Source organism: Streptomyces sp. NPDC037410 (genome assembly GCF_055602235.1).
This window is the reverse complement of the sequence record NZ_JBVJWR010000026.1, coordinates 65,858-77,792: the sequence shown is the minus strand read 5'-3', so window position 1 is coordinate 77,792 and position 11,935 is coordinate 65,858. Positions and strand designations below refer to the sequence as shown.

Sequence of the window (11,935 nt, the reverse complement as noted above, 5' to 3'; positions counted from 1 at the left end):
ACCCCCGGGGAGCCAGGCCGGAGGGACGGGTCATGCCGCCGAGCGGAAGACCGGGGAGGCGCTACGCGGCCGCGTGGAACAGGGCCGCCGCCTCGCCCCGGGAGTCGACGCCCAGCTTGTTCAGGATGTTCGCGACGTGGAACTTCACCGTCGACTCGCTGATGTGCAGCTCCTCCGCGATCCGCCGGTTCCGGTGCCCGAGCGCCAGGTGCCGCAGCACCTCCACCTCGCGCTCCCCGAGGCCCGTCAGCGGGTGGGCGGCCTCGACGGGCGCCTCCGGGGTCGCGAGGGGGATGACGGCGGTGATCGTCGTGCCCCAGCCCGGCACCGCGTCCATGTCGAGCCGCCCGCCGAGGACGTCGAGCCGGTCCCGGATCGTCCCCGCCCCCAGGTCGCAGGCGGCGAGCGCGCCCGCGCCGTCGTCACGCACGGAGGCCCGCAGTTCGTGCTCGGTGAGCTGCCAGCCGACGTGCACCCGGTGCACGGACTCCTGCTCCAGGACGATCAGGAGCAGCGACCGGACGATGGCCCGCGCGCTGTGGGCGACGTCCGCAGCCAGCGAGCGTGTGGAGTCGGGCGCGCCGAGTTCGAGCCGGACCCTGCTGTGCCGGAGCATCGGCCGGAGCTCGCCGGCGAGCCGCTCGAAGGCGTCCTCGGCGGGTTCCTCCGCGAGCGCCCGGTCCCGCCGCTGTTCGGCCCGCATCTCGATGAGCGCGGAGGCGGCCAGGTCGGTGGCGGTGGTCCGGGCGGTCGTGTCGTCGAGGGCCCGGCTGCGCAGCACCCCGAGGACCCCGGACAGCGCCGCCGCGTGCGAGGCGGTGAGCTCGGCGATGACCCGGGCCCGGGTGTCGGCGGCGGCCCGTGAGCGGGCGAGCGCGCCCGGCATGGCCTCCGTCGCGAACCGGTCGAAGTGTGCGGCGACCAGGTCCCACAGCGCCTGCGCGACGCTGAGGGCGGCCGCGTCGGCCGGGGCGGCGCCGTCCTCCCGTACGAGCACGAGGACCGCCCCGCGCCGGGTCGCGTGGCTGGTGACGGCGACGACCTCGCGCTCCCGGCCGCCGATCACGGCGCGGCCCTGCCAGGGGGCGCCCGGGACGCCGGCCGCGAGCAGCGGGGCGAGTTCGGCGGAGGTCATCAGCTCCGTACCACCGAGGGTCTTGAAGGGGGAGTGGGCGCAGTGGGTGGAGAGTTCGGCCGCGTCGACGTGCGGGACGAGCGGGGCGAGGGCGGCCGAGACCTTGGGGAGGATCTCCCCGAGCGGCTGCCGGATGATCTCGTACGCGGTGGTCAGCGTGGGCGCGTCCATGCGGTTCAGCCTAATCCGGGGCGGTCAGGTGACGGCCCGTCTTTCGGCCAGGTGGGACTGGCCGTTGGGTGGGCGGGAGGAAGGGGGCCGGGGCGGCAGGCTCGGGGCATCGAGGAAAGATCGAAGACGCAACGGGCAGCGACGGAGGCTGACATGGAAGCGATCGTGTACGAGGAGTTCGGCGGCCCCGAGGTGCTGCGACACGAGACCGGCGTCGCGAAGCCGGAGCCGGGACCGGGTGAGGTGCGGGTCAAGGTCGCGGCGGTCGGACTCAACCCGGTGGACTGGAAGCGGCGTTACGGCTGGGTCGAGCAGTTCTACCCGACGACCTTCCCCGCCGTCCCGGGCCTGGAGTTCGCCGGCACCGTCGACGCGCTCGGCGAGGGCGTCACCGACCTGGCCGTCGGCGACGAGGTCCTCGGCTGGACGGAGACCGGCGCCTACGCCGAGTACGCCATCGCCGGCACCGTCGCCCCCAAGCCCGCCGGGCTCTCCTGGGAGGCCGCCGCGAGCCTCCCGGTGGCCGGCGAGACCGCCCAGCGCGTCCTGGACCTGCTCCGGGTGCGGGAGGGCGAGACGCTGTTCCTGCACGGCGCGGCCGGCGTCGTCGGCTCGGTGGCCGTCCAGCTCGCCGTCGCGGCCGGGATCACGGTGATCGGCAGCGCCTCGGAGTCCAACCACGGCTACCTGCGCGAACTCGGCGCGGTCCCCGTCGCGTACGGGGAGGGCCTCGCCGGCGCGGTCCGCGCCGCCGCCCCGCAGGGCGTCGACGCGGTCTTCGACGCGGCCGGGCACGGCGTGCTGCCGGTCGCCGTCGAACTGCTCGGCGGCGGTGAGGCGGCGAAGGAGCGGATCGTGACGATCGCGGCGACGGACGCGGCGGAGCACGGCATCGTCTTCTCGGGCGTCACGGGCGCCCCGGAGGCCGTACGCGCCGGGCTCGCCGCCCAGGCCCGCCTGGCGGCGGAGGGCGCGCTGACGGTCCGGCTGGCGGAGTCCCTGCCGCTCAAGGAGGCGGCCAGGGCGCAGGAGTCGAGCGAGTCGGGGCACGTACGAGGCAAGATCGTCCTGATCCCGTAAGGCACGTGAGACGGGTCCCGACGAGAAAGGCGATGCCGCCGATGTACGCGATGTCCCTGGGAGACGACGGCGCGGAGCTGCGCCCGCTGGAACCGTGGCAGGCGGAGGAGTTCCTCGCGCACATGGACCGGGGGCGGGAGTTCATCGGCGCGCGCAACGGGCTCCCCGACGTGGTGACGGACCTGGAGTCCAGCCGGGCCTACCTCAGGCTGTACGCGGAGAAGGTCGCGACCGACACGGGCCGGATCCACGGCATCTGGTCGGACGGCACGCTCGTCGGCGCGGTCATCCTCCGGAGGCTCGACGTGCCGGGCGGCTACGCCGAGGCCGGCTGCTGGCTGGAACCGGCGGCCGCCGGCAAGGGCCTGGTGACCCGGGCGGCGCGGGTCCTCATCGACTGGGCGATCCGGGTACGGGGCGTCCACCGGGTCGAGTGGGTCGTCTCCTCCGACAACGCACCGAGCATCGCGGTGGCACGGCGCCTCGGCATGACACGGGACGGGGTCCTGCGGGCGAGCTACGCGTACCGGGGGGTGCGGCACGACGAGGAGATCTGGTCGGTCCTGGCCCCGGACTGGCACGGCACCCCGGCGGGCTAGGGCCTGTCCCGGCGGGCGCCCGGCCGCACGGGGGTGGGCCGGGTGCCCGGTCTGGCGGGCGCGGGGCCACGCGGACAGGGCGGTGACCCGGCTCCGACCCCGGTCACCGCCCTGTCATCCCACCATGGCCGCTCAGCGCGTGAGCCGCCACGCGGGGACGCCCGACGCGGCGACCGCGACCACGCCGCACACGCCCGCCGCCGAGGCGAGGACCGGCCACGGCAGGACCAGTGCCACGGGCGCCGAGAGGGCCGCCAGGGCCGCTCCCAGCGCGCCCAGGACGAGCCCGGTCACCACCAGGCCCAGCATCGTCCCGATCGCGACGGCGAGTGCCGCCTCGCCCGTCACGACCCGCAGGATCTGGCCGCGGGTGGCCCCGGCGAGCCGCAGCGAGGCCAGTTCCCGGCCCCGTACCGCCGTCGCCATCAGCAGGGTGTTGGCGAGGCCGATCACCGTGTAGACGAGGGCGATGCCGAGGACCAGGATCATCCCGAGGCGGTTCTGAGAGGTGCCGCTCGCCGGCTGCCCGACCGTTCCGCCGCTCGCCTCCAGGGCCCGGACCGTCGCCGTCCCGCCCCCGCGCGCGTCGATCCGGTCGAGGGTGGCGCCGGGCGCGTTCGCCCGGGTGACGTACGGCCCGTTGTCGCCGGTGCCGCGCGCGAGGACGGCCACGATCCGGAGCCGTACCGGACCGCTCCCGTCCGCCCGCCACACGTCCACCGTCCCGCCGACCCGCTGCCGCTCGAACTCCTCGTTGACGACGATCGACCGGTCGTCCAGGTCCCGCAGGTCCCCGGCGACGACCGGCAGCCGGGCGAGCTCCGCGAAGGCGGCCGGGTCGGCGACCGCCCGCGCCCCGTACTTCACGACGGCCGCGTCCCCGTCCCGTACGAAGACGGATGTCGCCCCGGTGGGGGACACCACGGCCCCGGCCGGCGCCGTCACCGGCCCCAAATCCTCCCCCCTCGCCACGTACTGAGCCGTCGTCTGCTCCCGCGCCTCGGCCTCCTTCGTGCGCGTGACGCTCGCCGCCGACCCGAACAGCGTCCCCGCGAGCGCCACGGTCACGAGGACGGGCGCGGCGGCGGCCGCGGTGCGGCGGACGGCGGCCGCGCTGTTCTCCCGTACGAGCGTGCCCACCGCCCCGCGCGCCCGGAGGAGACGCGCCGCCGGCCGGACGAGGAGCGGCGACAGCAGGGCGACGCCGCTGATCAGGAGCATCGGGAGCGTCGTGTACGTCTTCCGCTTGAGCAGCGCGGACGGGTCCGTGGCGCAGGTCCAGGCGAGGAGCCCGAGACCGGCCAGCAGCAGGCCCGTGCCGAGGACGGCCCGGCCGGGGGGCAGGGCGTCGGCGTCGACGTCCGCGTCGCGCAGCGCGGCCGTCGGGCCGACCCTCCCGGCCCGCCGGGACGCGGCGACGGCCCCGGCGAGGGCGACGGCCACGCCGGTCCAGAAGGCCGCGTGGAACGGCCAGGCGGCGTCGCCGGTCGTGAACCACGCGGGCGCGAGGCCGCCGTCGACGAGGGTCCCGGCGAGGAGGGGCGCGCCGAGGGCGCCGAGCGCGCACCCGGCGGCGGAGGCGAGCACGCCGAGCACCGCGGCCTCGGCGAGGAGGAGCCGCCGGATCTGGCCGGGGGTGGCTCCGGCGGTCCTCAGGAGCCCGAACTCGCGCCGGCGCAGCGCCACGGCGAAGGCGAAGGTGGAGGCGACGACGAAGACGGAGACGAAGGCGGTGACGCCGCCGGAGGTGCCGAGCAGGGCGTTGAGGGTGACGAGGGCGCGGGCGTCCCGTTCGGGGTCGGGGTCGGCCTGGGCGCGTTCGTTCCCGGTGAGGACGCGGGCGCGGCCGCCGACGAGCGCCCGGACGTCGGCGGCGGGGGCGTCGACGCCGACGGCGTCGGGGCCGCCGGAGGCGGTGACGGTCCAGCGGGCGCGGAGTGCGCGGAGCAGTTCTTCGTCCACAGGCTGTGGACGGTCGAGCCGCTGCTCCACGGGTACGGTGCCGGGCCCGCGCCGCACGTCGAGCGTCAGCCGGTCCCGGCCCTGGACGACGACGGGCGAGGAGGCGAACCGCTGGGGAGAACGCTCGGGCGCGTGAAAGGTGGCGGAGAGCCCGAGCCCCGTGGTGACGAGCAGCCCCACACCGAGCGCGAGCGCGACGAACCCCCCGAGGAAGGAGGCCCACCGGTCACGAAGCCCGGAGCACACGACGCTCAGCACCCCGCACCTCCGGCGGAGGCACCGCCGGGACCGCGGGCACCGGCCGCGCCGCCACCGCGGGGCTCCCGGCCGCCGGCCGGGCTGAAGCCGCCCGGCCCCTGCCCCCGCCGCGCCGCGTCGGCTCCCGTCTCAAGGCCCGTCATCCGTGCCGTCACCGTCTCCACCGTCGGCCCCGTCAGCTCGCCCGCGACCCTTCCGTCGGTCAGGAAGACCACGCGGTCCGCGCGGGACGCCGCCACCGGGTCGTGGGTGACCATGACGATCGTCTGGCCGTCCCGGTCGACGAGGTCCCGGAGCATGCCGAGGACCTCGCGGCTCGTCGTCGAGTCGAGCGCGCCGGTCGGTTCGTCGCCGAAGAGAACGGCCGGGCCGGTGATCAACGCCCGGGCGATCGCGACCCGTTGCTGCTGGCCGCCGGACAGCTCGCCGGGCCGGTGGCGTTCCCGGCCGGCGAGCCCCACGCGCGCGAGTGCCTCCCGGATCGCGGCACGGGACACGCGGCGGCCCGCCAGCCGGAGCGGCAGGGCCACGTTCTGCGCGGCGGTCAGGGAGGGCAGCAGGTTGAAGGACTGGAAGACGAAGCCGATCCGGTCCCGCCGCAGCAGCGTGAGGCGCCGCTCGCTCAGGCCCTCCAGGGCGACGCCGCCGACCTCCACGGTCCCGGCGGTGGGCCGGTCGAGCCCGGCGGCGCACTGGAGGAGGGTGGACTTGCCGGAGCCGGAGGGCCCCATGACGGCGGTGAAGGTCCCGGCGCGGAAGTCGAGGTCGACGCCGTCGAGGGCGTGGACGTCACGGTGGTGCCGGGTGAGCCGGCGGAGCCGTACGGCGGCGTTCGAGGTCATGGCTCAAGCGAACCGTTCCGGCCCGCGCCGATCACGACCACCAACGGGCGTCCCAGGGGTAGTGCTGCCCCTACCCCTACCCCTCCCGTACCGCCTTCACGAACACCTCAAGCGCGTCGAGCGGTTCGCGCCCGCCGAGCAGCGCGCGCAGGTCGCCGCGCTGCACGCCCGTACCGTCCAGGAAGCCGTGGGCGATCGCCGAGTACGTGCTCGCCAGCATCGGCACCTGGAAGGGCACGGCCCCGGAGGCGGCGAGCGCGGTGCGGGCGTCCGCGAGGGTGCCGGGGGCGTACTCGGCGCCCAGGGCCGCCGCCAGGTCGGCGCCGCCGAGGGGGCGCTCGCCGACGAGCTCGTACACCCGGTTCCGGTGCGCGGCCGGGTCCGTGGCGACGGTGACGGCGATGTCGGCGAGGTCCGCGCGGGCGACGGCGGCGAGGCGGCCCTCGCCGAGCGGACCCGTGATGCGGTGCTGCGCGTCGGGGGTCGCGATCCACGTCAGGAGCTCGGCGTAGAGGCCGTTGCGGAGGATCGTCCAGTCGAGGGTCGTGGACCGCGTCAGCCGCCGCTCGGTCCAGCGGTGCGCGAGCGCGTACGCGAGGTGGTCGCCGTCGCCGGAGAGGCTCGTGTAGACGACGTGCCGGACACCGGCGGCCTCGGCGGCGGAGATCGCGGCCTCGTGGCGGGCGACGACGACGTCGTCCTCCCCGTACCCGGCGGATATCAGGAGCAGGGTGTCCACGTCGGCGAAGGCCTCCGGGAGGGTCTCCGGCGCGTCGAAGTCGAGGCGGCGGGTGCCGGGAAGCCCGGCGCGGGTGCCGAGGACGACGTCGTCGCGCCCGGCGAGCCGTTCGGCGACGAGTGAGCCGAGGGCGCCGGAGACGCCGGTGACGAGCAGCATGGATTCCTCCAGAGAGCGTGACGGCTGAGACCATCGTGAGCGGACGTGGAAGATCGCGGAAGGAGGCACATTCATGTCGGAAGGGCACACGGAGGTAACCACCGAGCCCCTGGTGAGCTGCGCCGAGGACTGCGGGGTGCGGGACGTCCAGGACCGGCTCGGCGACAAGTGGACGGTGCACGTGGTCGTCGAACTCGCCGCCGGGCCACGGAGGTTCAGGGAGCTCCAGCGGCTCGTCACCGGCGTCTCGCAGCGGATGCTGACGCTCACCCTGCGCCGTCTGGAGCGCGACGGTCTTGTGTCGCGGACGGTGTACCCGACGACGCCGCCGCAGGTGGAGTACGCGCTGACGGAGACCGGCCACAGCATGACCCACCTCATCAAGCAGCTGATCGACTGGTCGCTCGACCACCGTGCGGTGATCGCCCGGTCGCGCGAGGAATGGGACGCGAGGACGACGGGATGACCGTGATCGACAAGGCCTTCGAGGCGTTGTACGCGAGCGACGACGGCTCCCTCGACACGGCGGCCTCCCTGCTCGCCGCCGCCCCGGGCGCGGACGCGGAACTGTCCCGGCGGGGCGAGGAGTTCGTGCGGACGCTGTGGGTGCGGGGCTGGCAGCCGGCGGACCTGACGCGGATGGCCCGCCGCGAGCTGTCGGACGAGCACGTACGGCTCCTGGCGGAGCTGATCAGGTCGGAGACGGCCGGCTACGCACGGCTCCCGCACCGCTGGCAGGCGCAGCTCGAAGCACTGGAAACGGCGGAGGGGCGCCCGGCGGACCGCTTCTCGCGGGCGACGGCCGTCCTGGAGCTGTACCGGCTGCTGGTCCGGCTGCCGCGCCTGGACGCCGTCGGACCCGTCCCGGGGGAGGCCCTGCCGCCGGCGGCGGCCGGAGAGCCCCGGATGCTCACCCGGATCAGGGCGCTGCTCGCCAAGGCGGAGGCGACGGGCTATCCGGAGGAGGCGGAGGCGCTGACGGCCAAGGCCCAGGAGCTGATGGCCCGGCACAGCCTGGACGAGGCCACGCTCGCGGCGGGTGCGCCGACCCCGGAGGCGCCGGGCGCGATCCGGATCGGGGTCGAGCCGCCGTACGAGCAGGCGAAGGCGATCCTGCTCGACGCGGTCGCGACGGCGAACCACTGCCGGGCGGTGTGGAACGAGACGTACGGCTTCTCGACCGTCGTCGGCTTCGAGGCGGACCTGGATCCGGTGGAGCTGCTCTACACCTCGCTGCTCGTGCAGGGGACGGCGGCGATGACGCGGGCGGAGGCGGAGCAGCGGGCGGGCGGCCGCAAGCGCACGAAGTCCTTCCGGCAGTCCTTCTTCCTCGCGTACGCGAACCGGCTCGGCGCCCGGCTCTCGGCGACGTCCCGCCGGGTCGCCGCCGAGGCCCCGACGCTCCTCCCGGCCCTCGCGTCCCGGGAGGTCGCGGTCACGGCCCGCACGGACGAACTCTTCCCGGAGACCCGCACGACGCGGGTGCGCGCGGCGTGGGACGAGGCGGGCTGGACGCACGGCGCGACAGCCGCCGACGCGGCAGGCCTTCACCCGAACAGACCGCACCTGCCGTAGGGCGGCGCGGGTGGGCCGGGACGGCGCCCCGGCCCACCCCGTGCGGGGCGCAGCCCACAACGGGGTGAAACACCCGTTTCGCATGGTTTCGTGGTTACGCTCGGCGCATGAGCTGGTTCCGGGCGCTGAAGGAGACCGCCCGTTCCGGGCTCACCGTCGAGCGGCGGCGGCTCGAGCCCGCCGTCGCGGCCCGCGGGGCACTCGGCCTCGCGCTGGTCGTCGGCGTCTCGCTCGCCCTCTTCGGCCCCGCCGTCGCCGCGTCGTCCGCCTTCGGCGCCTTCCAGGCCGCCATCGCCACCTTCCAGCGCTCCTGGCGGCCCCGCCCCACCCTGGCCCTGGCCTCCGGCGGCAGCCTCGCCGTGTCAACGTTCCTCGGCTATCTCACGGGCGCCCACACGGCCGTCTTCCTCGCCCTGCTGCTCTGCTGGACGTTCCTGGCGGGCCTGGTCTGGGCCGCCGGGCCGACCGCCGGGATCATCGCCTCCTCCAACGTGGCGATCATGCTGGTGACGGTCACCCTCCCGACCTCCGTCGCGACCGCCGCCGGCCACGCCGTCATGATCTTCGCGGGCGGTGTCGTCCAGGCCGCCCTGGTCGTCCTCCTCCCGGTCCGCCGCTGGGGCGCCCAGCGCGACGCCCTCGCGGACGCGCTCGCCGCGGAGGCGGACTACGCCCGCAGGCTGCGCCACGACCCGGTCGCCCCGTTCGATCCCGTACCGCTCATGACGGCGAGGAGCGCCGCCGCCGTGACGCCGCGCCAGGCCCGTACCCGCCCGGCGGAGCTGCACGGGGCGCGGGGTCTCGCGGAGCGGATCCGGCCGGTCCTGGCCTCGCTCGCGGACCCGGCGGTCGGCGTGCCGGCGGAGGGGGCGCAGCGGGACCGGGTACGGGAGCTGCTCGGCGCGGCGGCCGACGTCCTGGACGCCGCCGCGCACGCGATCCGGCACGGCGAACCGGTCGCGCTGCCGCCGCCGGCCCTCGCCGCCCTCCGTACCCCGGACACCGGCGCGATCCTCAAGGGCCCGCCCCGCCGCGCGGCCTCCCGCCTGGCGGCGCTGCTCGGCGATGTCGTCGAGACGGCGGAGCCGGGTACGGAGCCGTCCGGGGAAGCGGCAGGGACCCGCACCCGCCCGACCCTGCTCCGTCTCGCGCCCCTCGTCCTCGCCGCGATGCGCGCCGAACTGCGCCCCGACTCCCCGGTCCTGCGGCATGCGGTCCGCGTCTCGGCGGTCACGGCGGCCGGCTATCTGCTGGGGACGTGGCTGCCGTTCGGGCACGGCTACTGGGCGCCGATGGCCTCGGTGATGGTGATGCGCCCGGACTTCACGCAGACGTACGCCCGCTCGGTGGCGCGCTTCGGCGGCACCCTGGTCGGGGTGGCGCTGGCGACGGCGGTCGTGCAGTCGGCGCACCCGGGCACGTATCTGTCGGCCGGGCTCGCGGTGGTGTGCGCGTTCTGCATGTACCTGCTGATGCGGACGGGGTACGCGGCAGCGCAGACCTTCGTCTCCGCGTACGTCGTCTTCCTGCTCGGCATGGTGGGCGAGGGCCTGACCCAGACCGTACGGGAGCGCGTCCTGCTGACCCTGCTCGGCGGGCTCCTCGCGATGCTGTCGTACGCCCTCTACCCGGCCTGGGAGACGCCCCGGCTGCGCGGCCGGCTCGCGGACTGGCTGGCGTCGGTGGGCGCGTACGCCGCCGTCGTCACCGCGCGGTACGCGCATCCGGCCGGCCCGGCCGGCCCCGACGTACGGGAGGCGGTCCTGAAGGCCCGCGCGGCCCGGGTCGCCTGGCAGGAGGCGGTGGAGCGGGCGACCCACGAACCGGTGCGGCACCGGGGGCTCTCGCACGCGGCGGTGGAGCAGGCCGAGCACGCGCTCGCCGAGTTCGGCCGGGTGGCGATGCTCATGGAGGCGCACCTGCCGGAGCGCGGCGCCCCGCCGCTGCCCGCGGCGGCGGCCCTCGCCGAGTCCCTGCGCCGGTCGACGGAGCGGGGCGCGAAGGAGGTACGGGAACGCCGGGAGCCGCACTGGGACGACCTGCGCGAGACGGTCACCGCCTGGTCGGCCGAACCGCCGGACCACTTCCTGCTCCACAAGGGCGCGGTCCTGCTCCTGGAGTCCCTGGAGGAGTTCACGACGGCCCTGACGGAGCCGAGGCGGCGTACCCGCCGGTAGAACTCTCCGTCGCGTAGCCGCTACGCCACCCCCTGTGCACGTGCATCTGCTCATGCATCCGCATATGAACACAGCTATGATCCGAGGAAGTTGACACCTGCACCAAGCAACTCGGGGAGCTACCAGTGCATCATGCGCATCACGCGTACAACGGCATGGCGGCCACGGAGCTGCGAGGAGTCGTGTGGCAGAAGAGCCGGCACAGCAACTCCCAGGGATCCTGCGTGGAGTTCGCCAAACTCCCCGGCGGAGACGTCGCCGTGCGCAACTCGCGCCACCCCGACGGGCCCGCGCTCGTCTACACGCCCGCGGAGATCGAGGCACTCCTGCTGGGCGTCAAGGACGGGGAGTTCGACCACCTGGTCTGAGACGCGAGAAGGGCCCCGACGGTTTCCGTCGGGGCCCTTCTCCTGTCCGCGGCGCTACTCCGGTCCGATCCGGAACAGCGCCCACACCACCTTGCCCTGGAGCGTGCCCGCGAGCGGGTGCCAGCCCCAGCCGTCGCTGAACGAGTCCACCAGGAACAGACCGCGCCCCGACTCGGCGGCGAAGTCCTCCTCGCCGCCGCGCGCCTCCGGGCTCTCCCTGCTGGGGTCGCGCACGGCGCACACCAGGCGCGAGGCCCAGCGCATCAGGTGCAGCCGGACCGGCGGGTTCTGGCCTTCCTCCTGGGTCGCGTCGGCGGGCACCGCGTGACGCAGCGCGTTGGTGACGAGTTCGGAGACGACCAGGGCCACGTCGTCGAAGCGCTCCGTCAGGTCCCAGCGGTCGAGCGTGGCGCTGGTGAACTTGCGGGCCCCGCGCACGGCTTCGAACCGGGCGGGCAGGGCGCAGGAGGCGGAGGTGGAGACGGCGCCGGGATCGATCGGCGGCAGGCCCTGCCGTAACGGCTCGAGCACGGTCGATCCATTCGTCCCCATGCGAGGCACTCCCGGGAATCGCGACTGTGGTGCGACAACACGACAACACGAACGAGTACGCGGCTGCGCGAGCTCCATGGTTCCGAATGCGTCCACTGGATGCAAGGGCAGATGCACGTGCACGCGCCGGACCTGTCCGCCCACGTGCCGAATCTGTGCATAAGTCGTCCACACGATGAGGCGAACTTCCCTCGATCCGCACGCACTGTGCCCGCATTGTGCGCCCGGATGCCCGGAACTCGCCGCCTTTCCGTAATCGAATGTGTACGCGCTGAAGCGTTTGATGGCAGAATCCGGGGCTCGACGGGGGCTCGACAC

At 75.1% G+C, this 11,935-nt stretch carries 11 protein-coding genes; 6 read left to right on the top strand and 5 right to left on the bottom strand.

The features are described from left to right. Positions 1–61: 61 nt before the first annotated feature. Entirely contained in the window at positions 62–1,306 is a 1,245-nt protein-coding gene (locus tag ACZ7HT_RS32280; protein WP_471172396.1) for a helix-turn-helix transcriptional regulator, read from the bottom strand. A 153-nt stretch (positions 1,307–1,459) separates the two neighbouring features. Between ACZ7HT_RS32280 and ACZ7HT_RS32275 the strand changes: the two genes are divergently transcribed. Together ACZ7HT_RS32275 and ACZ7HT_RS32270 are read left to right on the top strand one after the other, a co-directional pair. Then, on the top strand, positions 1,460–2,386 hold the full coding sequence (locus ACZ7HT_RS32275; RefSeq protein ID WP_471172394.1) for an NADP-dependent oxidoreductase: 927 nt from the start codon (positions 1,460–1,462) through the stop codon (positions 2,384–2,386). 41 nt (positions 2,387–2,427) lie between these two features. Further along, complete coding sequence (locus ACZ7HT_RS32270) at positions 2,428–2,985, top strand: GNAT family N-acetyltransferase (RefSeq protein WP_471172392.1); 558 nt, start codon at positions 2,428–2,430, stop codon at positions 2,983–2,985. A 132-nt stretch (positions 2,986–3,117) separates the two neighbouring features. Here the strand turns inward: ACZ7HT_RS32270 and ACZ7HT_RS32265 are convergent, their stop codons facing one another. The 3 genes from ACZ7HT_RS32265 to ACZ7HT_RS32255 form a co-directional block, all read right to left on the bottom strand. Further along, positions 3,118–5,205 (bottom strand): FtsX-like permease family protein, encoded by a 2,088-nt coding sequence (locus ACZ7HT_RS32265; RefSeq protein WP_471172390.1) that lies wholly within the window; start codon positions 5,203–5,205, stop codon positions 3,118–3,120. Next, positions 5,199–6,047, bottom strand: a complete 849-nt coding sequence (locus tag ACZ7HT_RS32260; protein WP_471172388.1) for an ABC transporter ATP-binding protein — start codon at positions 6,045–6,047, stop codon at positions 5,199–5,201. The genes ACZ7HT_RS32265 and ACZ7HT_RS32260 overlap by 7 nt, the downstream gene beginning before the upstream one ends. A gap of 76 nt (positions 6,048–6,123) precedes the next feature. After that, positions 6,124–6,945, bottom strand: coding sequence for an NAD(P)H-binding protein (locus ACZ7HT_RS32255; RefSeq protein WP_471172387.1), 822 nt, complete (start codon positions 6,943–6,945; stop codon positions 6,124–6,126). A 73-nt stretch (positions 6,946–7,018) separates the two neighbouring features. Here ACZ7HT_RS32255 and ACZ7HT_RS32250 point away from each other — a divergent pair, with 73 nt between their 5' ends. From ACZ7HT_RS32250 to ACZ7HT_RS32235, 4 genes are all read left to right on the top strand, one after another. Next, positions 7,019–7,411: a winged helix-turn-helix transcriptional regulator gene (locus ACZ7HT_RS32250; protein WP_471172384.1), complete on the top strand. Its 393-nt coding sequence runs from the start codon at positions 7,019–7,021 to the stop codon at positions 7,409–7,411. After that, positions 7,408–8,520, top strand: a complete 1,113-nt coding sequence (locus ACZ7HT_RS32245) for a DUF2786 domain-containing protein (RefSeq protein ID WP_471172382.1) — start codon at positions 7,408–7,410, stop codon at positions 8,518–8,520. The genes ACZ7HT_RS32250 and ACZ7HT_RS32245 overlap by 4 nt, the downstream gene beginning before the upstream one ends. 107 nt (positions 8,521–8,627) lie before the next feature. Then, on the top strand, positions 8,628–10,697 hold the full coding sequence (locus ACZ7HT_RS32240; RefSeq protein ID WP_471172377.1) for an FUSC family protein: 2,070 nt from the start codon (positions 8,628–8,630) through the stop codon (positions 10,695–10,697). 155 nt (positions 10,698–10,852) lie between these two features. Next, positions 10,853–11,065: a DUF397 domain-containing protein gene (locus tag ACZ7HT_RS32235; RefSeq protein WP_063992029.1), complete on the top strand. Its 213-nt coding sequence runs from the start codon at positions 10,853–10,855 to the stop codon at positions 11,063–11,065. Positions 11,066–11,119: 54 nt separating this feature from the next. Here the strand turns inward: ACZ7HT_RS32235 and ACZ7HT_RS32230 are convergent, their stop codons facing one another. Further along, positions 11,120–11,617 carry an ATP-binding protein gene (locus tag ACZ7HT_RS32230; RefSeq protein WP_471172375.1) on the bottom strand — a complete coding sequence of 166 codons (498 nt, stop codon included), beginning with the start codon at positions 11,615–11,617 and terminating at the stop codon, positions 11,120–11,122. Positions 11,618–11,935 lie beyond the last annotated feature (318 nt).

Coding starts and splice junctions, on each gene's coding strand:
- ACZ7HT_RS32280 (WP_471172396.1), bottom strand. CDS start 1,306: ATGGACGCGCCCACGCTGACCACCGCGTACGAGATCATCCGGCAGCCG.
- ACZ7HT_RS32275 (WP_471172394.1), top strand. CDS start 1,460: ATGGAAGCGATCGTGTACGAGGAGTTCGGCGGCCCCGAGGTGCTGCGA.
- ACZ7HT_RS32270 (WP_471172392.1), top strand. CDS start 2,428: ATGTACGCGATGTCCCTGGGAGACGACGGCGCGGAGCTGCGCCCGCTG.
- ACZ7HT_RS32260 (WP_471172388.1), bottom strand. CDS start 6,047: ATGACCTCGAACGCCGCCGTACGGCTCCGCCGGCTCACCCGGCACCAC.
- ACZ7HT_RS32255 (WP_471172387.1), bottom strand. CDS start 6,945: ATGCTGCTCGTCACCGGCGTCTCCGGCGCCCTCGGCTCACTCGTCGCC.
- ACZ7HT_RS32250 (WP_471172384.1), top strand. CDS start 7,019: ATGTCGGAAGGGCACACGGAGGTAACCACCGAGCCCCTGGTGAGCTGC.
- ACZ7HT_RS32245 (WP_471172382.1), top strand. CDS start 7,408: ATGACCGTGATCGACAAGGCCTTCGAGGCGTTGTACGCGAGCGACGAC.
- ACZ7HT_RS32240 (WP_471172377.1), top strand. CDS start 8,628: ATGAGCTGGTTCCGGGCGCTGAAGGAGACCGCCCGTTCCGGGCTCACC.
- ACZ7HT_RS32235 (WP_063992029.1), top strand. CDS start 10,853: ATGGCGGCCACGGAGCTGCGAGGAGTCGTGTGGCAGAAGAGCCGGCAC.
- ACZ7HT_RS32230 (WP_471172375.1), bottom strand. CDS start 11,617: ATGGGGACGAATGGATCGACCGTGCTCGAGCCGTTACGGCAGGGCCTG.